The organism is Vibrio azureus, from assembly GCF_002849855.1.
GTDB lineage: Bacteria > Pseudomonadota > Gammaproteobacteria > Enterobacterales > Vibrionaceae > Vibrio > Vibrio azureus.
On sequence record NZ_CP018616.1, the window covers coordinates 741584 to 765152 of the forward strand.

The 23569-nt window shown below is 45.0% G+C and carries 20 protein-coding genes and 13 tRNA genes; 2 read left to right on the top strand and 31 right to left on the bottom strand.

Translation table 11 applies throughout. The features are described 5' to 3' along the window. Positions 1-18 precede the first annotated feature (18 nt). From BS333_RS03540 to leuS, 8 genes are all read right to left on the bottom strand, one after another. Positions 19-822, bottom strand: a complete 804-nt coding sequence (locus tag BS333_RS03540) for a septal ring lytic transglycosylase RlpA family protein (protein ID WP_021711102.1) — start codon at positions 820-822, stop codon at positions 19-21. 3 nt (positions 823-825) lie between these two features. Further along, positions 826-1947 (bottom strand): rod shape-determining protein RodA, encoded by a 1122-nt coding sequence (gene rodA, locus BS333_RS03545; protein ID WP_021711101.1) that lies wholly within the window; start codon positions 1945-1947, stop codon positions 826-828. Then, positions 1944-3872 carry a penicillin-binding protein 2 gene (gene mrdA / locus BS333_RS03550; RefSeq protein ID WP_021711100.1) on the bottom strand — a complete coding sequence of 643 codons (1929 nt, stop codon included), beginning with the start codon at positions 3870-3872 and terminating at the stop codon, positions 1944-1946. The genes rodA and mrdA overlap by 4 nt, the downstream gene beginning before the upstream one ends. 29 nt (positions 3873-3901) lie before the next feature. Further along, positions 3902-4372 carry a 23S rRNA (pseudouridine(1915)-N(3))-methyltransferase RlmH gene (gene rlmH, locus BS333_RS03555; RefSeq protein ID WP_021711099.1) on the bottom strand — a complete coding sequence of 157 codons (471 nt, stop codon included), beginning with the start codon at positions 4370-4372 and terminating at the stop codon, positions 3902-3904. A gap of 4 nt (positions 4373-4376) precedes the next feature. Beyond that, positions 4377-4694, bottom strand: coding sequence for a ribosome silencing factor (gene rsfS / locus BS333_RS03560; RefSeq protein WP_021711098.1), 318 nt, complete (start codon positions 4692-4694; stop codon positions 4377-4379). Positions 4695-4780: 86 nt separating this feature from the next. Beyond that, positions 4781-5800, bottom strand: coding sequence for a DNA polymerase III subunit delta (gene holA / locus BS333_RS03565; protein WP_021711097.1), 1020 nt, complete (start codon positions 5798-5800; stop codon positions 4781-4783). 5 nt (positions 5801-5805) lie between these two features. Beyond that, positions 5806-6348: an LPS-assembly lipoprotein LptE gene (locus BS333_RS03570; RefSeq protein WP_021711096.1), complete on the bottom strand. Its 543-nt coding sequence runs from the start codon at positions 6346-6348 to the stop codon at positions 5806-5808. A gap of 162 nt (positions 6349-6510) precedes the next feature. Then, the gene (gene leuS / locus BS333_RS03575; RefSeq protein ID WP_021711095.1) at positions 6511-9141 is read right to left on the bottom strand and encodes a leucine--tRNA ligase; all 2631 of its coding nucleotides are present in this window, start codon (positions 9139-9141) and stop codon (positions 6511-6513) included. Positions 9142-9295: 154 nt separating this feature from the next. Here leuS and BS333_RS03580 point away from each other — a divergent pair, with 154 nt between their 5' ends. Next, on the top strand, positions 9296-9766 hold the full coding sequence (locus BS333_RS03580) for a zinc ribbon-containing protein (protein ID WP_021711094.1): 471 nt from the start codon (positions 9296-9298) through the stop codon (positions 9764-9766). Between the two features lie 168 nt (positions 9767-9934). On the opposite strand, the gene lnt is transcribed toward BS333_RS03580, so the two are convergent. The 5 genes from lnt to miaB all read right to left on the bottom strand — a co-directional run bounded on the left by lnt (position 9935) and on the right by miaB (position 15581). Next, positions 9935-11482, bottom strand: a complete 1548-nt coding sequence (lnt, locus tag BS333_RS03585; protein WP_033004274.1) for an apolipoprotein N-acyltransferase — start codon at positions 11480-11482, stop codon at positions 9935-9937. A 36-nt stretch (positions 11483-11518) separates the two neighbouring features. Beyond that, positions 11519-12418, bottom strand: coding sequence for a CNNM family magnesium/cobalt transport protein CorC (gene corC, locus BS333_RS03590; protein WP_021711092.1), 900 nt, complete (start codon positions 12416-12418; stop codon positions 11519-11521). Between the two features lie 98 nt (positions 12419-12516). Next, positions 12517-12981: an rRNA maturation RNase YbeY gene (gene ybeY / locus BS333_RS03595; RefSeq protein ID WP_021711091.1), complete on the bottom strand. Its 465-nt coding sequence runs from the start codon at positions 12979-12981 to the stop codon at positions 12517-12519. A gap of 7 nt (positions 12982-12988) precedes the next feature. After that, complete coding sequence (locus tag BS333_RS03600) at positions 12989-14086, bottom strand: PhoH family protein (RefSeq protein ID WP_021711090.1); 1098 nt, start codon at positions 14084-14086, stop codon at positions 12989-12991. Positions 14087-14156: 70 nt separating this feature from the next. Further along, complete coding sequence (miaB, locus tag BS333_RS03605) at positions 14157-15581, bottom strand: tRNA (N6-isopentenyl adenosine(37)-C2)-methylthiotransferase MiaB (RefSeq protein WP_021711089.1); 1425 nt, start codon at positions 15579-15581, stop codon at positions 14157-14159. 260 nt (positions 15582-15841) lie between these two features. On the opposite strand from miaB, the gene BS333_RS03615 reads away from it, so the two are divergent. Beyond that, on the top strand, positions 15842-17017 hold the full coding sequence (locus BS333_RS03615; RefSeq protein WP_033004272.1) for a 2-octaprenyl-3-methyl-6-methoxy-1,4-benzoquinol hydroxylase: 1176 nt from the start codon (positions 15842-15844) through the stop codon (positions 17015-17017). Between the two features lie 191 nt (positions 17018-17208). Here the strand turns inward: BS333_RS03615 and BS333_RS03620 are convergent. From BS333_RS03620 to lolB, 18 genes are all read right to left on the bottom strand, one after another. Continuing rightward, positions 17209-17293 (bottom strand) — tRNA-Leu (locus BS333_RS03620). A 60-nt stretch (positions 17294-17353) separates the two neighbouring features. Next, positions 17354-17428, bottom strand: a tRNA-Gln gene (locus tag BS333_RS03625). Positions 17429-17462: 34 nt separating this feature from the next. Further along, a tRNA-Leu gene (locus BS333_RS03630) sits at positions 17463-17547 on the bottom strand. A 51-nt stretch (positions 17548-17598) separates the two neighbouring features. Continuing rightward, positions 17599-17675, bottom strand: a tRNA-Met gene (locus tag BS333_RS03635). A gap of 24 nt (positions 17676-17699) precedes the next feature. Further along, positions 17700-17784: transfer RNA gene (locus BS333_RS03640), tRNA-Leu, on the bottom strand. 69 nt (positions 17785-17853) lie between these two features. Further along, positions 17854-17928: transfer RNA gene (locus tag BS333_RS03645), tRNA-Gln, on the bottom strand. A 42-nt stretch (positions 17929-17970) separates the two neighbouring features. Then, a tRNA-Leu gene (locus tag BS333_RS03650) sits at positions 17971-18055 on the bottom strand. A gap of 60 nt (positions 18056-18115) precedes the next feature. Then, positions 18116-18190 (bottom strand) — tRNA-Gln (locus BS333_RS03655). Between the two features lie 34 nt (positions 18191-18224). Beyond that, positions 18225-18309 (bottom strand) — tRNA-Leu (locus BS333_RS03660). A 51-nt stretch (positions 18310-18360) separates the two neighbouring features. Continuing rightward, positions 18361-18437: transfer RNA gene (locus BS333_RS03665), tRNA-Met, on the bottom strand. An 80-nt stretch (positions 18438-18517) separates the two neighbouring features. After that, positions 18518-18592, bottom strand: a tRNA-Gln gene (locus BS333_RS03670). A 35-nt stretch (positions 18593-18627) separates the two neighbouring features. Further along, positions 18628-18712 (bottom strand) — tRNA-Leu (locus BS333_RS03675). 37 nt (positions 18713-18749) lie between these two features. Continuing rightward, a tRNA-Met gene (locus BS333_RS03680) sits at positions 18750-18826 on the bottom strand. A 262-nt stretch (positions 18827-19088) separates the two neighbouring features. Beyond that, a complete protein-coding gene (gene ychF / locus BS333_RS03690) occupies positions 19089-20180 on the bottom strand; it encodes a redox-regulated ATPase YchF (protein WP_021711087.1) in 1092 nt (363 codons plus the stop codon). A 10-nt stretch (positions 20181-20190) separates the two neighbouring features. After that, a complete protein-coding gene (gene pth, locus BS333_RS03695; RefSeq protein WP_021711086.1) occupies positions 20191-20781 on the bottom strand; it encodes an aminoacyl-tRNA hydrolase in 591 nt (196 codons plus the stop codon). Between the two features lie 263 nt (positions 20782-21044). Further along, positions 21045-21989, bottom strand: coding sequence for a ribose-phosphate pyrophosphokinase (locus tag BS333_RS03700; RefSeq protein ID WP_021711085.1), 945 nt, complete (start codon positions 21987-21989; stop codon positions 21045-21047). Between the two features lie 28 nt (positions 21990-22017). Next, positions 22018-22890, bottom strand: a complete 873-nt coding sequence (gene ispE / locus BS333_RS03705) for a 4-(cytidine 5'-diphospho)-2-C-methyl-D-erythritol kinase (protein ID WP_021711084.1) — start codon at positions 22888-22890, stop codon at positions 22018-22020. Further along, entirely contained in the window at positions 22887-23519 is a 633-nt protein-coding gene (gene lolB / locus BS333_RS03710; RefSeq protein WP_227739140.1) for a lipoprotein insertase outer membrane protein LolB, read from the bottom strand. Before lolB ends, ispE begins: the two co-directional genes overlap by 4 nt. Positions 23520-23569 lie beyond the last annotated feature (50 nt).

The following is a 23569-nucleotide window of genomic DNA, read 5'->3' on the forward strand; positions in this document are numbered from 1 at the left end:
ATACTCGCGATACTTAGTTTATTTGTCAAGTTTGTGTTTTTTTATAAACGCTGTTGAGTAACCAAGTGACTTGACTTTGTCCAATATTGATTGAGTTAAAGAATAGTCATTAAATGGCCCCAACATTAAACGATGTTTTGTACTTGTGCTTTCTAAGAACGCATCTGTTGATAATTGTTGACCAATTTTTTCCGCTAAAGTTCGAGTGCGTTCTTTGTCCGTTGAAGACGCAACTTGTACTACATACTTAGGGTGAGCTTCTAGCGCGGCTTCATCTGTCGGCCTTTCAACTGTGATCACTTCAATTTCGACATTGGCAGTGCCCGTTTTGATTACATCTATCTTAGAGGCGGCGGCATAGCTGAGATCAATGATGCGTCCTGGATGAAACGGGCCACGGTCGTTAACACGGACAATGGTTGATTTGCCATTATCTGTGTTGGTGACTTTGACGAAGCTTGGCAGTGGAAGAGTTTTGTGAGCCGCTGTCATGGAGTACATGTCGTAAATTTCACCATTTGAGGTGAGATGACCCTGAAACTTTTTGCCATACCAAGAGGCTCGCCCAGTTTGTTTGAACCCTGCCACATCTTGGATGATTTTATAATCTTGGCCACGGAGGTGGTAGTCACGATTTCCACCTAGGCTATAAGGTTCATATTGAGGATGCGCATCTTCAATATGCTCGACAGATAGAGGGTTTGTTGGAGCGACATCATTTTCAAGTTCATATCGCCCTTGTGGCTCTTTTTTATTAGGTGTCGAACACCCGGCTAAAATCAGCGTACAAAAAATTAATGAATATAATGATTGTTTTTGCATGGTCTAGGTCGCCTTAGAGAATGCCTTGCGGTGCGTATGAATTGACATGAGAATGCCAAACCCTGCCATAAGAGTAACCATTGAGGTACCTCCGTAGCTGATCAGCGGTAAAGGAACGCCAACGACGGGTAGGATACCACTTACCATACCAATATTTACAAAAATATAAACAAAGAAGCTTAATACAATACTACCTGCCATCATTCGGCCAAACGCCGTTTGTGCTTGGCTTGCGAGGTAAAGGCCTCGGCCAATAATGAATAAATAAATACTCAGAAGCCCGAGAAAGCCAATCATTCCCCATTCTTCTGCAATCACAGCAAAGATAAAATCAGTGTGTCGTTCTGGGAGAAATTCTAGCTGTGATTGAGTGCCTTGCAACCAACCTTTTCCAGATATTCCTCCAGAGCCAATCGCAATTTTACTCTGAATAATATGGTAGCCAGCTCCAAGAGGATCGGACTCAGGATTAAATAACGTTCGAACGCGAACCTTTTGGTATTCTCGCATTAAGAAGAACCATAAGATTGGGATAAAGCCACCCAATGCTAACGCTGCTGCAATGATAATTTTCCAACTGATGCCGGCTAAGAAAATAACAAAGATACCGGAGGCAGCGATCAGGATAGAAGTACCTAAATCAGGCTGCTTCGCAATAAGAATTGTCGGCAAACAGACAAGGATAAGTGCCACAATTAAGGTTCTAAAAGTTGGCGGAAGAGGTTGACGGCCGATGTATCTGGCTACCATTAAAGGGACGGCTAACTTAAGCAGCTCTGAAGGTTGGAATCGGACAAAACCTAAATTTAGCCACCGCTGTGCGCCTTTCGAGGCTTCTCCAAAAAAGAGAACGCCAAGAAGTAAGACGATACCAGCGATGAACATCAAGGGAGCCACACCTTCATAGCTTCTTGGAGACAGTTGGGCCAGCACAATCATGACTAAAAGTGATAGCCCCATACGTGCAGCCTGTCTATCCATCATTGCAAGGTTCTGGCCACTTGCACTGTACATGATGACAAGACCAAACCCCATTAAAGCTAGGATGCCAAGTAGAAGTGGCAAATCAATATGAAAGCGTTCAAAGAGCGAGCGGTTTTTACCCGTTGATGGGTCCATTTTCATTCTTGTGTTACCTCTTGTTGCTCATCTTTTGGTTCTGTTGTGACTGCATCTGATTGGTCGCCAAGGAGAACGTGGTCGAAAATCTTCCTCACGACGGGAGCGCCGTTACTGGAACCGCCACCCGCGTTTTCAAGCACGACCGTGACAATCAGTTCTGGATCATCGAAGGGGGCAAAGCCAGTGTAAAGAGCGTGGTCACGTAAATGCTCAGCGACTTCGTCTGCCTTGTACTCTTCATCTTCACCTAAACCAAAAACTTGTGCGGTGCCCGATTTACCTCCAGTTTGGTAAGGGCTATCAGTGAAAGCTCGTCGTGCGGTACCTTTTGTTCCATGGTTTACTAAGCGCATGCCTTCTTTAGCGAGTTGCCAGTACTGCTCATGGACATTTTCAATGGGTGGATAGGTGACATACTCAGACGACGTTTGCTGTTCAAACTTCTCACCATTGTTGATGGTGGCTTTAAGTAAGTGCGGTGCGGTGACGGCGCCTTGATTGATCAAGACCGATGTCGCTTTAGCTATTTGCATCGGAGTAGCAGTCCAATAACCTTGGCCAATACCTACCGGGATAGTATCGCCTTTATACCAAGGTGTTTTGTGGCGTGCCATTTTCCAGTCTCGGGTTGGCATGTTGGCCATACTTTCTTCATAAATATCAATGCCCGTGTAATCGCCAAAGCCGAACATTTTCATCCAATTAGAAATGCGATCTATGCCCATATCATAGGCAATTTGGTAGAAAAAAGTATCGACGGACTCTTCGATAGATTTAACGATGTCGACTTTACCATGTCCCCAACGAAGCCAGTCTCTGAATGGGCGTGTATCCGAGTTTGGGATCCGCCAGTAGCCTGGATCATTACGGGTTGTGTTTGGGGTGACAACCCCTTCTTGTAAAGCAGCGACGGCCATAAAAGGTTTAATGGTCGAAGCGGGTGGATAAATGCCTAATGTGGTTCGATTGACGAGAGGGCGATTTTTATCATTCAGCAGTTTACTGTAAGCTTTGCCTGAAATGCCGTGTACAAAAGCGTTGGGATCATAGCTTGGGCTAGACACCATGGCGAGCACACCATTATCTTTCGGGTCCAGCACTACCGCACTGCCACGGCGTCCATCGAGCAATTCATGCAGGTACAATTGCAACTTGATATCGAGGTTTAAAACAATGTCTTTTCCAGCAACAGGAGGGACATATTTGAGTACGCGGATGACACGCCCACGGCTGTTTACTTCAACTTCTTGATAACCAGCGGTGCCATGTAAAAGATCTTCGTAGTATTTTTCAATGCCCAATTTGCCAATATCACGGGTGGCTTTATAGTTGGCATCTTTGTCTTCTCTAATTAAACGTTGTAGATCTCGGTCGTTAATACGTGACACATAACCAATAACGTGGGTGAGAACGTCACTGTATGGATAATAGCGTTTCAGTGTGGCGTTGATTTCAGCTCCTGGAAAACGGTATTGGTTTACTGAGAAAGTAGCAACTTGATCTTCATTGAGTTGAGTTAGAAGGGGCACCGATTTAAAACGTCTTGTCCGTTTACGCTCACGGTGAAAACGTTCGATTTGCTCTGGAGTAATATCAAGAAGCGCCTGCAGTTCCTGAATGGTTTCATCCATATCTTCAACCTTCTCTGGAGTCAGCTCTAAGTTGAAAACTGGGCGATTCTCTGCCAGTAGCACACCATTACGGTCGTATATCAGGCCACGGTTGGGAGCGATGGGAACCACTTTGATGCGGTTGTCATTTGATCGGGTTTTGTAGTCATCAAATTGGTTGATTTGAATGTGGTACATATTGGCAACCAATAGGCCTAATGCAATGACAATCGCTAAAAAGGCAACGATAGCACGTCTGGAAAACAGGCGTGCTTCGGCTTGGTAATCTCGAATTTGACTGCGGCGTTTACGAATCATGAACGCTTATCTCTACAGATAAATGGCGATTACTCGCGGTGGTAAGGGTGGTTAGCGGTAATGCTCCACGCTCGGTATAAACTTTCTGCCATAACAATACGCACCAGTGGATGGGGTAGTGTGAGAGCTGAGAGCGACCAGCTTTGATCGGCTGCAGCTTTACAAGCAGGGGCAAGCCCTTCAGGACCACCGATCAAGATGGAGACATCCCTAGCGTCTAGTTTCCAAGATTCGAGCTGTTCAGCAAGCTGCGGGGTGTCCCACTTCTTACCAGGAATATCTAGGGTAACGATGCGGTTACCTTTTGGTACCGCTGCTAACATAGCCTCGCCTTCTTTTTGCAAAATACGGGCAATGTCAGCATTCTTTCCTCGTTTTCCAGCTGTTATTTCAATCAGTTCCAGTGGCATGTCATGAGGGAAGCGACGACGGTATTCTTGGAATCCTTCTTCGACCCATTTAGGCATTTTTGTTCCGACAGCAATTAATTGAATCTTCAAGGAATTAACCCCAGAGTTTTTCTAGTTGATAGAGAGAGCGGTGTTCTTCTTGCATCACATGTAGCATGGCATCACCCATATCAAGCACAACCCATTCACCTTCATTTTCGCCTTCCATACCCAGCGGTTCTAGCCCAGCTTTTTTGACTTCAGAAGCCACATGGTCGGCAATAGATGAAACGTGGCGTTTAGAAGTACCAGTACAAATGATCATATAATCGGTGATGCTGGACTTGCCTTCTACATTCAGCACAGTAATTTTTTCAGCTTTCATGTCATCGGCTTTATCAGCCAAAAAATCTTTTAGTTCTTCGCGAAGCACTCGGGTTTTCCTCGATGTGTATAATCTATGAGTTTCTTGATTGAGTTTAGTAAAAATGAGGCATGAACTATAGCATGCTTTATCTTTTATCTGCCCAGCTTAATCTCAGGTGAGCAGCTTTCTAGGCTTAATTGGTGGATCGTTGGCCAGACTGATTGCTCATACTGAGTCTTGGCCTGAATTTCGGCTTGAGTCAGCAGAGATAATAATGCGTAGATTCTTTGTTGGGAAAGGCGAGTCAGAGCTGCGTTATATAAAGGGCGCTTATTTTGCCATACCCGGTGCTTTTCAAATAGCTGACTCATGCTCATTTGAGTTAAATCTTGGTGCATGTTGAGCAACTGACTGAGCTCTTTTTGGATACTGCGGATCAAAATAATACTTTCAACCCCTTCAGCTTCCAATTGGCGGAGAATACGCTGTGCTCGATTGGCCTTTCCTGCTAACAGCGCATCGATCCAATGGAAAGTGGTGAAATGATTATTTCGACTAAGGGCTTCTTCGAGTCGTACAACGGTCAGCTCGCCATCAGGGTAGAGTAGAGCAAGCTTTTCTAAGCTCTGTGACAAAGCGAATAAGTTGCCTTCATGCCATTGTGCCAGCATTTGTAACGATTGTTGATCAGCCTTTAAGCCTAATGTTCTGCAACGTGCTTGAACAAACATGGGTAAGCGCTGAAGATCCGGTGTAAGGCAACTCACCCAATCTCCTTTATTGCTCAGCGTTTTGAACCATTTCGCATTTTCTTGTGCTTTGGTCAGCTTACTGCCAATGAGCACTAACATGATGTCATCATGTAGCATTTCATATAAGGAAACTAGCTCTTTACTCACCGTTGCATTGACCCCACTTTCGGGTAATTCTAGCTCGATCAACTGGCGGCTTGAGAAAAGGCTTAGAGCGTGAAAACAATCATGAACTTGGTTCCAATCTAAGCTGGCATCAACGACAAAACGGTGTCTCTCTTCAAAACCTTGTTGGCGAGCCATGGCTTGAATCGCCTCACGGCTTTCTTGAATGAGTAGAGGCTCGTTACCAAAGATCAGGTAAACCTGCTTAACGTGTTTGGTGAGATGATCTGCCAGCTTATCTGCAAAAATTCGCATAATGATTATTGTGCAGCAGGTTGAGAGTCAGAAATCAGTTTACCATGCTCATAATCAGCACCAATACGACCTAATTGACGCATCATTTGTTGGGCCGCTTGTTTGCGCATTTCCTCTTCAATGACTTCACGCTCTACGGATTTTGCAAGTGCAGCAAGAGGGTTATCAAGGTAATTGCGGCTTACCGTGGTGGTAAAGTGTTGCACGCCTAAGCCGGGTAATGTGACTTGATATTTCACTATATAAGTCAGCTCTTTTTCTGCCGCGCTGCTGTTAGGGTAAAGAGATAATGTACGTTCACTCATATTAGAGCTCGTTAAATGCAGTTTTGGTATGTTGCTTGAGGCTGGAAGAAGCGTGACTTTGTTGAGTTTAAGTTGTGCAAGTACATTGCGTGTTAAGGCACTGTATTGGTCATAGCTTGAAAAGGAGATTTCATGGAGCTGTTCTGGGACATCATAATCCCCTCGAAGGTGAAAGCCACAGGCAGAGAGCAGTCCAGCTAATGCCAAGATTACGAAGCGTTGAAACAAAGAGAAAGAGCGCATTGATTGTTTTCATCCTAAATTGATGGGGGATTTACCTTAAAACGATTTACCTTAAGCCACGAAAGAGCATGACTTAAATGGACTAAGGTAAAAAGTTAACACCTAATGAGACCAACCTGAATAAGCGTCATAGGCGCTTAATCAGGTTGGTATTCGTATTAATTAGTTCGCTACGATGTTCAGCAGTTTACCTGGTACGTAAATGACTTTACGGACAGTTAGGCCATCTGTGAATTTAGTAACGTTTTCATCGTTTAGACCAAGCTCTTCAACTTGTTCTTTGCTTGCGTCTGCTGCAACCGTTAGCTTCGCACGTAGTTTACCGTTTACTTGAACAACGATAGTCTTCTCGTCTTCAACCAGCGCTTTTTCGTCAAACGTTGGCCATACGGCGTTATCGATGTCTGCCTCACCTAGCGCAGCCCATAGCTCGTATGAGATGTGCGGAGTGATTGGGTAAAGCATAGCAACGACAGCTTTTAATGCTTCATCAAGAATAGCGCGATCTTGTGCCGATTCTTGAGGTGCTTTCGCTAGCTTGTTCATCAGTTCCATGATCGCTGCGATTGCGGTGTTGAAGGTTTGGCGACGAGCGATATCGTCAGTCACTTTTGCGATCGTTTTGTGAACATCACGACGCAGAGCTTTTTGAGAAGAATTAAGGTCATTAGGGAATACAGAGCCATCTTCTAAAATAGCGGCATCAGGTTTCTTCATGGATATTGCCACAGCACCTTTCGCTGTGTGCTCGTTCACGAGTTTCCAAACACGTTTTAGGAAGCGGTTAGCCCCTTCTACGCCAGACTCTTGCCATTCCAATGTCATGTCTGCAGGAGACGCGAACATCATGAAGAGACGTACTGTGTCTGCGCCGTATTTGTCGACCATCTCTTGAGGGTCAATACCGTTGTTTTTCGACTTAGACATTTTGATCATGCCTGAGTGCTTAACGTCACGACCTTCGTTGTCTTTCGCCGAAGTGATGCGGCCTTTGCCATCACGCTCAACAGCAACGTCTGTTGGTGCAACCCACTCTTTACCGCCTTTTTCGTTCTCGAAGTAGAACGCGTCCGCTAGTACCATACCTTGACACAGTAGTTGCTTGAACGGTTCGTCAGACGTGACGTAGCCTGCATCACGGAGCAGTTTGTGGAAGAAGCGAGAGTACAGTAGGTGCATACAAGCGTGCTCGATACCACCGATGTACTGGTCTACTGGTAGCCAGTAGTTTGCTTTTTCTGGATCTAAGATGTCGTCAGCTTGTGGTGAGCAGTAACGCGCGTAGTACCAAGAAGATTCCATGAACGTATCGAATGTATCCGTCTCACGTAGAGCTGGTTCACCGTTGAAAGTGGTCTTCGCCCATTCTTTGTCTGCTTTGATTGGGCTCGTCACGCCATCCATGACCACGTCTTCTGGAAGAATAACAGGCAGTTGGTCAGCGGGCACTGGGTGAACTTCACCGTCTTCAGTGGTCACCATTGGGATTGGTGTGCCCCAGTAACGTTGACGAGATACACCCCAGTCACGTAGACGGAAGTTAATTGTCTTAGTGCCTTTTCCTTCAGCTTCTAGCTTCGCAGCAATTGCGTCGAATGCTTCTTGGAAAGCAAGACCATCGAACTCACCAGAGTCGAACAGCACACCTTTCTCTGTGTATGCCGCTTCTGATACGTCAAGTTCGCTACCGTCAGCAGGTTTAATAACAGGCACAATGTCTAGGCCATATTTCGTTGCGAACTCGTAGTCACGTTGGTCGTGTGCAGGAACCGCCATTACCGCACCTGTACCGTAGTCCATAAGCACGAAGTTTGCTACGTAAATAGGAACTTCACGGCCGTTCAATGGGTGAATTGCAGTAAGGCCTGTTGCCATACCTTTCTTCTCCATTGTCGCAAGCTCAGCTTCTGCTACTTTGGTGTTCTTACACTCTTCGATGAATGCTGCAAGTTCTGGGCTGTTCTCGGCTGCGATAGCTGCGAGAGGGTGACCTGCTGCGATACCAACGTAAGTGACACCCATTAGTGTGTCTGGACGAGTTGTGTAAACTTCTAGGTCTTGTTGACCTTTCACTTCACTGTCTTTTAAGGCAAATCGCAGTTCAACACCTTCAGAACGACCGATCCAGTTGCGCTGCATGGTTTTCACCATTTCTGGCCAACCTTCAAGCTTGTCTAGATCGTCAAGCAGTTCTTGAGCGTATTCTGTGATCTTGATGAACCACTGAGGAATTTCTTTTTGCTCTACAGGCGTGTCACAACGCCAGCAGCAGCCATCTTCAACCTGCTCGTTTGCAAGAACAGTTTGGTCGTTTGGACACCAGTTAACAGAAGACGTCTTCTTGTAAACCAGACCTTTCTCGTAAAGCTTAGTGAAGAACTCTTGTTCCCAACGGTAGTACTCAGGTGTACATGTTGCGAATTCACGGCTCCAATCGTAACCAAAGCCAAGAAGCTTAAGTTGGTTCTTCATGTATTCGATGTTTTCGTAAGTCCAAGGGGCAGGGGCGGTATTGTTTTTAACCGCAGCATTTTCAGCTGGAAGGCCAAACGCATCCCAGCCGATCGGTTGCATGACGTTTTTGCCTTGCAGGCGTTGGAAACGAGATACGACGTCACCGATGGTGTAGTTACGTACGTGACCCATATGCAGTCGACCACTTGGGTATGGGAACATCGATAGGCAGTAGAATTTATCTTTATTTGGGTCTTCACTTACAACAAAGGTCTTGTTGTCATCCCAGTGCTTTTGAACTCTTTGTTCAATGTCTTGTGGATTGTATTGTTCTTGCATCGGTGGTATCCGTTTATCTTGGAATTTGTGAGTTCGGTTAGAACAGACTTAAATAGATCGTCATAGAATACCTAAAGCGAGTGAGCACAACAATAGCCAATCGATACCGAGACACTCTTTCGTCACGGTGATGTAGGAAAGATGGAGGTCAGTAATGCCAAAACGTAAAACCGATTATGAGGAAGTCTTGGAGAATGTCATTGAAACTTTGAAGCACAGCCCTGAAGAAGTGAACAAAGTTTTTGAGACATCAGGCAAGGTGGTCGAAGCTGCAAATGATATGACTAAAGATGAACTTGCACTCATTTCAGCCTATGTAAAAGCCGATTTAAAAGAATTTGCTGATAGCTATGAAGAGAGCAAAAAGGGCTCTTTCTACCATACGATTACCAACTCGATATGGCACGGTTTGCTCGAAATTACCGATAGAACTCAGGTTGAATGGGTAGAATTTTTTGATGATCTCAAACATCAGGGGTTGTATGAGGCGGGCGAAGTGATTGGCCTTGGTGTGTTAATTTGTGATAAATGCGGCCATAAAACCACCTACAACCATCCTACGGTTATTATTCCTTGCATCAAGTGCAACCACACCAGCTTTAGCCGCCAGGCACTCCAACCTTAAACTTGTTGGTCTTTTAATTTCCACAAGTGCTTATATCCAAGTATCTTGAGGTTACTTGGGTATAACTTTGAGTCAGAAACAGTAGAGAAATGGCGATTCTCTACTGTTTTATCTCAATCCCTGTGACTTTGTTATGGCCGGGAAGATTAACCTTTTGAGCCGATTTGATTACCCGGCGCAAGTGGCTTGCATTTGGTTTCGGCTGCTGAGGTGATTTCTGCACCAAGCTAACAGTAAACTGAACGTTACCCAGAAGTATAAAGGCCAACTGCCGACAGCATGATAAGGCGTTTGCCCCCTGGTTGGAGTCAGCTCAGCTCTTAACACTGCGGTTTCAAACTGAGGAATTTGTTCGATGATTTTACCTTTGTGATCGGTCACTGCCGTCACGCCATTGTTAGTTGAACGAATCAGTGGCTTGCCTAATTCTAGCGCTCGCATGCGTGCAATTTCCATGTGTTGTAATGGCCCAATAGAGTGGCCGAACCAAGCATCATTAGAGAGTGTCAGGATAAAATCGGTCTCCGATGTGACGTTTTGCCGCACTTGCTCGCTAAATATGATTTCATAACATAATGCTGGAGCAGTATGTCTTTCATTTGCCACGATGTTGTCTTGCACAAAGCCTCCTCGGCTGAATGATGACATTGGCAGGTTAAAAAATGGCGCGAGTGGGCGTAAAAAGTCTTCTAACGGGACAAATTCACCAAAAGGTAATAGGTGATTTTTATGGTAACGCTGATTCATATCAAAACGGTAGTCACCATAAGGGTTTGCTCCGAGTGATAAGATGCTGTTGTAAAATTGCCCATCTGTATCTTGGTTAACTACGCCAGTAATGATGGCACTGTTGTTTTGTTTGGCCGCTTTATCGATGTTGGCAAGAAATGACGGTACTTCGATTTCAAATGCTGGAATAGCAGCCTCTGGCCAGACTATGATATCGGCATCCCAATTCTCTCGGGTTAAGTCCGTGTACTTCATTATGGTTGGCCAACGCTCACTTGGGCGCCATTTTAAATTTTGGTCGACATTACCTTGGATAAGCGCGACTTTGGTTGTGTCTTGAACTCTTGGCGTAACCCAATCATGCTGACGAATGCCGTAACCTGAGCTGATGATAACCGCGGGGATCAGAAGCATTAACCATTGCTTATGAAGCCAAGCATAAGCAAGAGCTCCCGCACTAATTAGCATCATTAAGGTGATTAATTCTACGCCTCCTATCGGCGCAAAACTGGCCAACGGTGCATCGATTTGGCTATAACCGAGCCATAACCACGGAAACCCTGTCATCACCCAGCCACGTAGCCAGTCTGTGACTAACCATAAAGCAGGAGCGGCAAGTAAAGTGCTTGTTAGGCTAAGCTGAGCGAAAAAGCGGTTTTTTAACCAGGCAAATAACCCGGTATAGATAGCTAAATAGGCGATCAACAAGGCCATAAGAAATAGATTGGCGATAAGAGGCATTCCGCCAAAGCCAGAGATACTGACGTAAACCCAACTGATGCCGGTAGAGAATTGGCCAACTCCCCAAGCATAGCCAATCCACATTGCTCGTTTAGGAGATTGGTTGCCAAGCAGGATAAGCAAGAGTGCAGGGCTAATAATGGCTAATGGCCAAAGTTGATAAGGAGCAAAAGCTAGGGTAGTGGAAGCGCCAACAAAAGCGGCCACTAAGGGCCGCTTGAGGCGATGAAAAACTTGATTCATCATTATACTTTATGAAATTCCCGTAGTTAGGGGAGCGCGTTACTCTTGAGCAGCTTCAATCAGTGTTTCCGTATCTGGAATGGTGACTTGAAGCTGAATGACTCGACGACTATCGGCTGCAGTTACTTTAAAACTGTAAGCTTCGATTTCAACGATTTCACCACGAGTTGGAAGGTGGCCAAACGCAGTCATGACCATACCACCTACAGTATCGACTTCTTCATCGCTGAATTGGGTACCGAAGGTTTCGTTAAACTCTTCAATGGTTGTCAAAGCTCTGACAGCAAAGGTATGTTTGCTGAGCTTACGGATATCCGTTTCTTCATCATCGTCGAACTCATCTTCAATGTCCCCAACAATTTCTTCAAGGATATCTTCGATAGTGACAAGACCAGAAACGCCACCGAACTCATCAACAACAATTGCCATGTGATAACGCTCTTCACGGAACTCTTTGAGTAAGCGGTCGACGCGTTTACTCTCTGGTACCACAACAGCAGGGCGTATTACGGCCTCTATATCAAATGGGCTACTGCCTGAACCTAGGTATTTAAGTAAGTCCTTCGCTAACAGAATGCCTTCCACATGGTCTTTATCTTCGCTAATTACAGGGTAGCGAGAGTGCTGAGCATCCGTAATGAGAGCGATCAAAGTATCAAGATCGTCAGTACGCTCAACCGTCACCATTTGCGAACGCGGGATCATAATGTCACGCACACGCATCTCGGAAATCTCCATGACACCTTCAAGCATATCTCGGGTATCGTGGTCGATCAGGTCATTGACTTCAGAATCGCGAATAACATCCACGAGCTCTTGGCGATCTTTTGGCTCGCCTTGAAATAGTTGACCTAGACGTTCAAAGAAGGACTTTCTACTCGGACCTTCCGCCTTTTCTTTCTTATCTTCATTAGAAGAAGGAGAATTATCTTCGTTCATTTTTTCTCAATTAAGTAATGCTATCAGATGTGTGATAGCTCACGTCGAAAGGCGATAAATTGGAACCTCGTCGCCTTTACCTGTCGAGCAGCAAAGGGCTACTCTTTTTCAGCTAAATATGGGTCTTGATATCCCATACCTTGCATGATTTCTGTTTCGATGGACTCCATCTCTTCAGCTTCGTCATCCTCGATATGATCATAACCTAGCAGATGCAAGCTGCCATGTACAACCATATGAGCCCAATGTGCTAACAAAGGCTTATTCTGCTCTAATGCCTCTTTTTCAACCACTTGGCGGCAAATGATCAAGTCACCCAGTAAGTCCATTTCCATGCCCGGTGGCACTTCAAATGGAAAAGACAGCACGTTAGTTGGTTTGTCTTTACCACGATATTCGTAGTTTAGTTCGTGGCTCTCTTTTTCATCAACAATGCGAATGGTTAACTCAGCTTGAGGTTGAAAAAGAGGAATGGTTTTATCTAACCAATGCTGAAAATCTTGCTCTGAAGGTAAGCCTTCTTGGTTTTCGACTGCCAGTTGCAAATCAAGTTCAATTGCCATGGTTACGTTATTCCTTAGTCGCGGCGACTTGTGAGTTTAGCTCCGCTTTTGCCGCTTCGAGTAATTTGGCATCACGCTCTTCGCGGCGACGTTTCTCGAACTCTTTGCGCTCTTTTTGGTCTTGTGCTTCCCACTTTTCGTAGGCATTGACGATTCTGGCGACAACTGGATGACGAACAACATCGTCTGCTTGGAAAAAGTTAAAGCTGATGTCATCGACTTCGCTGAGCACTTCGATTGCGTGACGAAGGCCAGATTTTGCCCCACGTGGTAAGTCAATCTGAGTGACGTCACCGGTAATCACTGCGCGCGAGTTAAAACCAATACGGGTCAAGAACATCTTCATTTGCTCTACCGTAGTGTTTTGGCTTTCGTCTAGGATGATGAAGGCGTCGTTCAAAGTACGACCACGCATGTAAGCAAGAGGTGCAACCTCTATCACGTTACGTTCAATCAGCTTTTCTACGCGCTCAAAACCCAACATTTCAAATAAAGCGTCATACAGAGGACGTAAATAAGGATCAACTTTCTGGCTTAAGTCTCCAGGCAGGAAGCCTAGCTTTTCACCCGCTTCAACCGCAGGGCGAGTTAATAGAATACGACGGATCTCTTGACGTTCTAATGCATCTACAGCAGCTGCTACGGCTAGGTAAGTTTTACCTGTTCCCGCAGGACCAATGCCGAAGGTGATATCATGGGTGACCATATTGACCAAGTACTGAGCTTGATTGGGGGTACGTGGCTTAATCACGCCTTTTTTCGTCTTAACGAAAACTTCTTTTCCATGCGCGAGGTCAGAGTTGGTATTTTGTTCTAAAACGCCAGATTCTTTAATCGCTAAGTGAATTTGCTCTGGTTCGATATCGGGTGTTTCGCCACGAACAGGGGCAGTATCAACATAGAGGGACTTAAGAATATCAAGTGCAGCGGCTGCAGTATGTGGTTTACCGACAATGGTAAAAAGATCGCTACGATGGTTTATCTCAACGCCTAGTCTGCGTTCTAAATGCTTGATATTGTCATCGAATGGGCCGCACAAACTTGCAAGTCGGCGGTTGTCGGAAGGTTCTAGATTGATTTCTAGCGTTACGATTTTATTGCTCAATGTTGCCTCTCATTATTTGCCATGATGGGTGAGCCTGATAACGACCAGGCTCACATGGCTTTTTAAGAGCTTATGGCGTAAAAGTAGCTACACCTAGCTCATCTTCGCGACGTGTTTTCGCCATCATTTGCGTTGGTGAAATCACACTACGAAGGTCCATATCTTTTTCTGTACGTACTAATTCACCGCGAAGTGAGTTAGCAAATACATCGGTAATTTTAACGTCAACAAACTGACCGATAAGTTCTGCGTTGCCTTCAAAGTTTACAACACGGTTGTTCTCTGTACGAGCACGAAGTTCCATCAGGTTCTTCTTCGATGGGCCCTCAACCAGTACACGCTGCTCTGTACCTAGCATAAGGCGTGAATAACGCATTGCTTGGCCATTAATGGTGTGCTGTAGCTCGTATAGACGTTCTTTTTTCACTTGCTCAGATAGATCACACGGGTAATCTGCTGCAGGAGTGCCCGGACGAGGAGAGAAGATAAAGCTAAAGCTCATATCAAAATCAACGTCTTTGATCAGTTTCATTGTATCTTGGAAGTCTTTGTCTGTTTCTCCAGGGAAACCGACAATGAAATCTGAACTGATTTGAATGTCAGGGCGAGCTTTACGTAGCTTACGAATGATGGATTTGTATTCAATGCCTGTATGAGGACGTTTCATCATGGTAAGGATACGGTCACTGCCGCTTTGTACTGGCAAGTGAAGGAAGCTCACGAGTTCAGGCGTATCTTCATATACAGCGATGATGTCATCAGTGAATTCTAGAGGATGGCTGGTTGTGAAACGAATACGATCAATACCATCAATAGATGCCACAAGACGCAGTAATTCAGCAAATGAACAAATCTCACCATCATGCATTGGACCACGGTAAGCATTGACGTTTTGGCCAAGCAGGTTTACTTCACGAACACCTTGCTCAGCAAGCTGTGCTATTTCGTAAAGCACATCATCCATTGGACGGCTGACTTCTTCACCACGAGTGTATGGAACGACACAATAAGTACAGTACTTAGAACAGCCTTCCATAATAGAAACAAAAGCGGTTGCTCCTTCAGCTTTAGGCTCAGGTAAGCGGTCGAATTTCTCGATTTCTGGGAATGAGATATCCATTACAGGAGCGTCATCTGACTGAGATTGCTTGATCATCTCAGGTAGACGGTGAAGTGTTTGTGGGCCAAAAATAACATCCACATATGGTGCGCGTTCACGGATGTGATCACCTTCTTGGGTCGCTACACAGCCGCCCACACCAATAACAACGCCAGATTTTTTATCTTTTAGTGTTTTCCAACGACCAAGCTGGTGGAACACTTTTTCTTGTGCTTTTTCGCGGATCGAACAGGTGTTAAGTAGAAGAACGTCTGCTTCCTCTGGCTCTTCAGTTAGCTCGTAGCCATTTGCAGCATTAAGCAGGTCGGCCATTTTAGATGAATCGTATTCGTTCATCTGGCAGCCCCAGGTTTTAATTAGCAGTTTCTTACTCATCTCACTTCGCTCGTTGTGTTGTTCTTAAATTTAGAGAGCCATTGCTCAAATTATAGCCGCCTTTATAGCGGTAAGCCGCGTATTGTACTGCTTTAAAAAGCACCTGACTAGTGATCTGATGAATTCTCTGTAACCCCCGATAAAATCTCGCTTTTGCTTGGGTATAGACAGCTAGGTTTTTTGTGAAACTATTTTGTAAAAATGGCCGCGGAACGTACAATTAAAAACGCCAATTAATCAATATGATGAAAGAACAAAAAATGAACAAGTATGACATTGCCGTAATCGGTGGCGGTATGGTCGGAGCTGCCGTGGCTGTAGGGTTTGCCAAGCAAGGTAGAAGCGTTGTAGTCGTAGAGGGCGCAGAGCCGATAGCTTTTGATGTTTGCCAACCACTGGATATTCGGGTGTCTGCAATTTCCCACCAATCGGTGAAATTGCTTGATTCATTAGGCGCCTGGTCTGAAATTGAAAAAATGCGTGTATGTCCTTACCGTCGCTTGGAAACGTGGGAACATCCTGAGTGTCGGACTCGCTTCCACTCCGATGAGTTATCACTCGCACAACTCGGCTATATTGTTGAAAATCGGCTAATTCAGTTGGGTCTTTGGCAGACCTTTACTCAGCACGATAATTTGACGGTTATGTGCCCAGACCGTTTACAAGATATCGAGTTTTCAGATGTTCATATTGTTACGTTGGAAAGTGGTGAGCAATTTGAAGCAAGCTGGATTATTGGTGCCGATGGGGCGAATTCTAAAGTTCGTCAGTTGGCTGATATTGGTGTGACGGCTTGGGATTATCGTCAACATTGTATGTTAATCAATGTCAAGACCGAACAAGCACAGCAAGATATTACTTGGCAACAATTTACACCGGCAGGTCCTCGTTCATTTTTACCTTTATGCTCTTTATCTCAAGATGGTCAAGAAATCGGGCAAGGATCTCTCGTTTGGTATGATGCACCAAAACGCATTAAACAGTTGTGTGCAATGACGAAATCACAATTGAGAGAAGAAATCCTACGTCATTTCCCAACTGAGCTGGGTGATATCGAAGTATTGCAGTCGGGTTCATTTCCATTGACACGTCGTCATGCACAACGTTATTCGAACAAGCAATGTGTTCTTGTCGGTGATTCGGCTCATACAATTAACCCACTTGCGGGACAGGGTGTAAACCTAGGCTTCAAAGATGTTGAAGCATTATTAGCCATCACCGATAAACAACAAGTGCTCAGTGATGCTTTGTTAGCTCAGTATGAGCGTGCTCGTCGCTCTGATAACTTGCTTATGCAAACAGGTATGGATATTTTCTACAAAGGTTTTAGCAATGATTTAGGTCCTTTGAAATTTGCCCGCAATGCTGCGTTAAAGTTGGCAGAAAATGCAGGCCCACTCAAAGCACAAGTCTTAAAGTACGCATTGGGTATGTAAACTTAATGGGTTGAAGCAGAAATAAGAAAGCGAGCCATGTGCTCGTTTTTTATTCGTTCCTCTATTGCCGTACTAGAAGCTTTATTAACGTCATTACCTAGAACGCAATTCAGGTTATCCCAACAGAGTGTTCAAGATGATACTTGCAGATAAAGAAAAACCCAGCATTTTCATGCTGGGTTTTCAGATGATGGTGCGGTCGGAGAGACTTGAACTCTCACACCTTGCGGCGCCAGAACCTAAATCTGGTGCGTCTACCAATTCCGCCACGACCGCGTTTTAATTACTAAGGCGATTGGTATAACCTTAATAACGATCCTTTGACAAGGATAATAATGGCAGGGCTACCTGGATTCGAACCAGGGAATGGCGGCATCAAAAGCCGCTGCCTTACCGCTTGGCGATAGCCCTACAAGATTGTTTAAGATGTCAATCACATCAAACATGGTGCGGAAGGAGAGACTTGAACTCTCACACCTTGCGGCGCCAGAACCTAAATCTGGTGCGTCTACCAATTCCGCCACTTCCGCGATGTTTCGTAGTTATTCAGACAATTGGTGAGTCTAAACAACGTTGTTTAATGGTGGCTACGACGGGATTCGAACCTGTGACCCCATCATTATGAGTGATGTGCTCTAACCAGCTGAGCTACGTAGCCATCAATGATACTTTTTATCAAGAATGGTGCGGAAGGAGAGACTTGAACTCTCACACCTTGCGGCGCCAGAACCTAAATCTGGTGCGTCTACCAATTCCGCCACTTCCGCAACTTGATATAAACTAACGATGTAATTGGTAAAACATCATTAGTTGTTCCTATGTTTCAAGGAAAGTAATGGCAGGGCTACCTGGATTCGAACCAGGGAATGGCGGCATCAAAAGCCGCTGCCTTACCGCTTGGCGATAGCCCTACAGGTTTCAGTCTTTCAACTGAATGCTTCCTAAAGAAAGTATGGTGCGGTCGGAGAGACTTGAACTCTCACACCTTGCGGCGCCAGAACCTAAATCTGGTGCGTCTACCAATTCCGCCACGACCGCGTTTTAATTACTAAGGCGATTGGTATAGCCTTAATAACGATCCTTTGACAAGGATAATAATGGCAGGGCTACCTGGATTCGAACCAGGGAATGGCGGCATCAAAAGCCGCTGCCTTACCGCTTGGCGATAGCCCTACAAGATTGTTTAAGATGTCAATCACATCAAACATGGTGCGGAAGGAGAGACTTGAACTCTCACACCTTGCGGCGCCAGAACCTAAATCTGGTGCGTCTACCAATTCCGCCACTTCCGCGATGTTTCGTAGTTATTCAGACAATTGGTGAGTCTAAACAACGTTGTTTAATGGTGGCTACGACGGGATTCGAACCTGTGACCCCATCATTATGAGTGATGTGCTCTAACCAGCTGAGCTACGTAGCCATCTTTTGAGCGAGACAATATAAACGTTCAAGCTCCGACTGACAACCCTTTTTTGTTTCAGGGATGGCAGTTTTAAGTAATGGCAGGGCTACCTGGATTCGAACCAGGGAATGGCGGCATCAAAAGCCGCTGCCTTACCGCTTGGCGATAGCCCTACAAGATTGTTTAAGATGTCAATCACATCTAAATATGGTGCGGAAGGAGAGACTTGAACTCTCACACCTTGCGGCGCCAGAACCTAAATCTGGTGCGTCTACCAATTCCGCCACTTCCGCACAATTCCTAACAGCTCTTTGAAAGAACGTTTAGGAATGGTGGCTACGACGGGATTCGAACCTGTGACCCCATCATTATGAGTGATGTGCTCTAACCAGCTGAGCTACGTAGCCAAGACCATATTTTCACGCCCATCAACATGTTGCCTTGTTGCTGGGAACGGCGCGCATTATGCGAAGTTGAGTTAATTCCGTCAATAGTTTTTTTCAATAAATCCTGTAAAACGCTTTGTTCGCTTTCTTTTTAAACAAAGAGGTGTGTTTATGATCTAAAACTTGTACGAATTTACCGTTGTTTTCGAAAGATAATTGACTCAAATTTGTTAAGAATAAAAAAAAGCCAGTATCGTTACTGGCTTTTAATTCATTCGTTTATTTAAACGTTGAAGCGGAAATGAACCACATCGCCATCTTTAACAATGTAGTCTTTACCTTCTAGACGCCATTTACCTGCATCTTTAGCACCACTTTCACCATTGAATTCGATGAAATCATTGTAACCAACGACTTCAGCACGGATGAAACCTTTTTCAAAGTCAGTATGGATTTTACCCGCTGCTTTAGGAGCCGTTGATCCCACTGGAATTGTCCATGCGCGCACTTCTTTGACACCTGCAGTGAAGTAGGTATGTAGGTTAAGAAGCTCATAACCTGCACGGATCACTCGGTTTAGGCCTGGTTCTTCAATGCCGAGGTCGGCAAGAAACTCTTCACGTTCATCATCTTCAAGTTCGGCCATTTCTGATTCAATCGCGGCACAAACAGGTACGACTACGTTATTCTCTTTTGCTGCAAATTCACGAACTGCATCAAGGTATGGGTTATCTTCAAAACCGTCTTCGTTAACATTAGCAATGTACATGGTTGGCTTAAGCGTCAAGAAGTTTAGGTAACCGATAGCGGCAAGTTCTTCTTTTGAAAGTTCAACAGTACGCGCCATGCCACCTTCGGTTAGGATCGGCAACAGTTTCTCAAGAACCGTTAGCTCAAATTTTGCGTCTTTGTCGCCACCTTTCGCTTTTTTAGCATTGCGTTGAATCGCACGCTCACAAGCATCAAGGTCAGCCATAGCAAGTTCAAGGTTGATCACTTCGATATCTTCGATAGGAGAGACTTTACCTGCTACGTGAACAATGTTGTCATTTTCAAAACAACGTACAACGTGGCCGATCGCGTCAGTTTCGCGAATGTTTGCTAGGAATTTGTTACCTAAGCCTTCGCCGCGAGATGCACCTGCAACAAGACCCGCAATGTCAACAAACTCCATTGTTGTTGGCAAAATTTTCTGTGGGTTTACGATTTTCGCCAATGCATCTAGACGTAGGTCCGGTACTGGAACAACACCAGTGTTCGGTTCAATTGTACAGAACGGGAAGTTTGCTGCTTCAATACCCGCTTTAGTGAGTGCGTTAAACAGAGTTGATTTACCAACGTTTGGTAGGCCAACGATGCCACATTTAAAACCCATGATAGTAACCTTATTCAGCTTTGAACGTGTGGAGGCGATTTTGTGCTTTTGCTAGGCCATCCTTGATAAGGATATCTAGGCAGCGAACGGATTCATCCGTGGTTGCATCTAGTTGCTCCTGCTCTTTTGCAGGTGCCTTGCCTAGGACAAAACCAGCCACTTTATCTTTGTGTCCCGGATGGCCTATGCCAATACGGAGACGATAAAAATCTTTGTTATTACCCAATTTGCTTATGGTATCACGCAAGCCATTGTGGCCTCCGTGTCCGCCACCTTTTTTAAATTTGGCGACACCTGGTGGTAAGTCTAGCTCGTCATGAGCAACCATGATCTCTTCGGGTTTGATCTGATAAAACTTGGCTAGGGCAGCGATGGCTTTACCTGATAGATTCATGAAGGTGGTAGGAATAAGCAAACGGAGATCCTGGCCATTGACCATGATGCGCCCAGTGAGACCAAAGAACTTGGGTTCGTTCTTTAAAGTCACGTTATGGACGCGTGCAAGTTCTTCTACAACCCATGCTCCAGCATTATGGCGAGTTTTTGCATACTCAGGCCCTGGGTTAGCAAGACCAACGAGAAGTTTGATTGGTTGACTCAAGGTTAGGATCTCTCTGGAATCTCAAAAAACGCAATATAATAACACAGAAAACTTACGATGGGCGACTTATACCCAAGTAACCTCAAGATGCTTGATTCAGAGCGAGGCCACTGGGTTAAATCCAAGAAAGACAACGAAGCGGAAGAGTGAACTCTTTCCAAGTCGCTACAGATGTTGTTCGTCCTAATTGTCAGAAATTTAAGACAAAAAAACACCCCAGAAGGGGTGCTTAGCAATATTTTTGTGTCTTACTTGTTCAAGGATTAGTTGAACATTGCTGAAATAGATTCTTCGTTACTAATACGACGAATGGCTTCAGCCAGCATACGAGATAGGCTTAGTGTGGTCACTTTACCTGTCGCTGCCATTTCTTTAGACAGAGAGATAGAGTCAGTGACGATCACTTGATCTAGCACTGAGCTTTTGATGTTCTCTGCGGCATTGCCTGAGAAAACAGCATGAGTTGCATAAGCAAATACACGTTTAGCTCCACGCTCTTTTAGCGCTTCAGCTGCTTTACAAAGTGTCCCACCTGTGTCGATCATATCATCAACGATCACACAGTCACGTCCTTCTACATCACCGATTAGGTTCATTACTTCAGAAACGTTAGCACGTGGACGACGCTTATCAACGATAGCGATATCGATATCACCGAGTGCTTTTGCTGTTGCACGAGCGCGAACAACGCCACCTAGATCAGGTGATACAACAACTGGGTTTTCTAGACCACGAGATTGCATGTCTTCTAGTAGCACTGGTGTACCGAAGATATTGTCCACAGGAACATCAAAGAAACCTTGGATTTGTTCGGCATGCAGGTCGATGGTAAGAACGCGGTCAACGCCAACGTTAGATAGGAAATCAGCAACAACTTTTGCTGTAATTGGCACACGAGCAGAACGTACACGACGATCTTGGCGTGCGTAGCCGAAGTAAGGAATAACGGCAGTAATACGGCCTGCTGAAGCGCGGCGCATTGCATCAATCATAACAACCAATTCCATTAGGTTGTCGTTAGTCGGTGCACAAGTAGATTGAATGATGAAAACATCGCTACCACGAACATTCTCATTGATTTGCACTGCTACTTCGCCGTCAGAAAAGCGAGAAACAGATGCATCACCAAGAGAGATGTAAAGACGATCAGCAATACGTTGGGCTAGTTCAGGTGTTGCGTTACCAGCAAATAGCTTCATATCAGGCACGGTGGAAACCTCAGGGTTGCGTCCAGTTTTAATTAGGTCGGTATGAGGCTGATTGGTATTCAGCCAAAGTCTCTTTTAATGGCGAAACATTACACCCTCGAGCGACAAAGGCGGAGACATTGTCAGAGAGTTGATGGAGGATCGCTTCTGCTTCGGCTTTGCTCGCAAACTCGGCAAAAACACAAGATCCTGTTCCCGTCAATCTTGACGGCGCGTATTGTAGCAGCCAAGAAAGTTGCTTATCAACCTCTGGATAAAGCATTCGAACAATTTTTTCGCAATCGTTTACGTTTGTTGCATTTAGTAACGTTTCTAGGCTTCGCTTCGGTGTGTTTCTGGTTAAGTCTGGGTGAGAAAATATGTCTGCAGTTGCAATTGAAACGTTCGGCCTTACGACTAAATACCATTTTTCTTCTGGCTCTGCTGGGCTCAGTATTTCACCGACACCTTCGGCAAATGCGGCAAAACCACGCACAAAAACGGGCACATCTGCTCCTAATCTTAGGCCAATTTCAGCCAGTTGGTCGTCACTTAAATTGAGTTGCCATAAGTAATTCAGTGCGACTAACGTTGTCGCCGCATTAGAAGAACCGCCGCCAATACCCCCACCCATGGGTAAAATTTTATTTATTTTAATGTCAGCACCGTAAGGGCAGTTTGCATAACGTTGAAGCGCTGTTGCTGCTTTCCATATCAGATTATTTTCCAGAGGAACGCCTTCTATATTGGGAGAAAGTGTGATTTGACCTGATTGGTTCGTTTGGATAGATAAATCATCACCATGATCGACAAATTGAAATAACGTCTGCAGCTCATGATAGCCATTATCTGCTTGGCCATTAATGTAAAGGAAGAGGTTCAGCTTGGCAGGTGATGGCCATTGGGTAAGTTGGTTAATCATGAACGGATATTCCATTTATTGATTTCGATTTTAATCGTGGTGTCGGAAGAACTCAGCTTGAGCTTAGTTGGTAAAGGAATGATCTGCTGATGCCAGTTTATATCCGCATAACGTTGGTAGAAAATGTCCCATTCATTCCCATTTACTGTCTTGTCTAATTGTAACAAAGTGTGGGCAGGAGAGAGTTGATAGGAATCTGCCATTGTAGGAAGACCTAACAGCCAATCCGGCATTTGTTCGACGGGAATATGCAAGCCAGTAAGTCGATAAATCAATTGATTGGCGTCTTTTGCTGTTAGAACCTGATCATCCATGGTCTCTATTGTTGTGCCTTGTGCTGTTGTCGTCATCTTTAATGCAGTCTGACCAAGGCCAAAAGTTAGGGTGAGCTGGCTGAGAGAGGGAGAGTGTTTCCAAAAGAAACTGAGGCTTTGTCTTTGTTCTGGGCTGATGTAAGCCAACCTGCCTGTGACTTGATAGTGATCAATATTTTGCAGTTCTTGTTGATGTTTTTGCCACTCAACGTTGGTGACGCTTTCTGGAAGTGAGCTACAACCAGAGAGCAACACGCTGGCAAAGAACAAAATAAAAAAAGTACGTAAGGTCATAAGTGATGGTTTATTAGTCATTTGTCCCAATAATTAGCCCTCACTATAGCACTGAAAAGTCGAATCAAGGA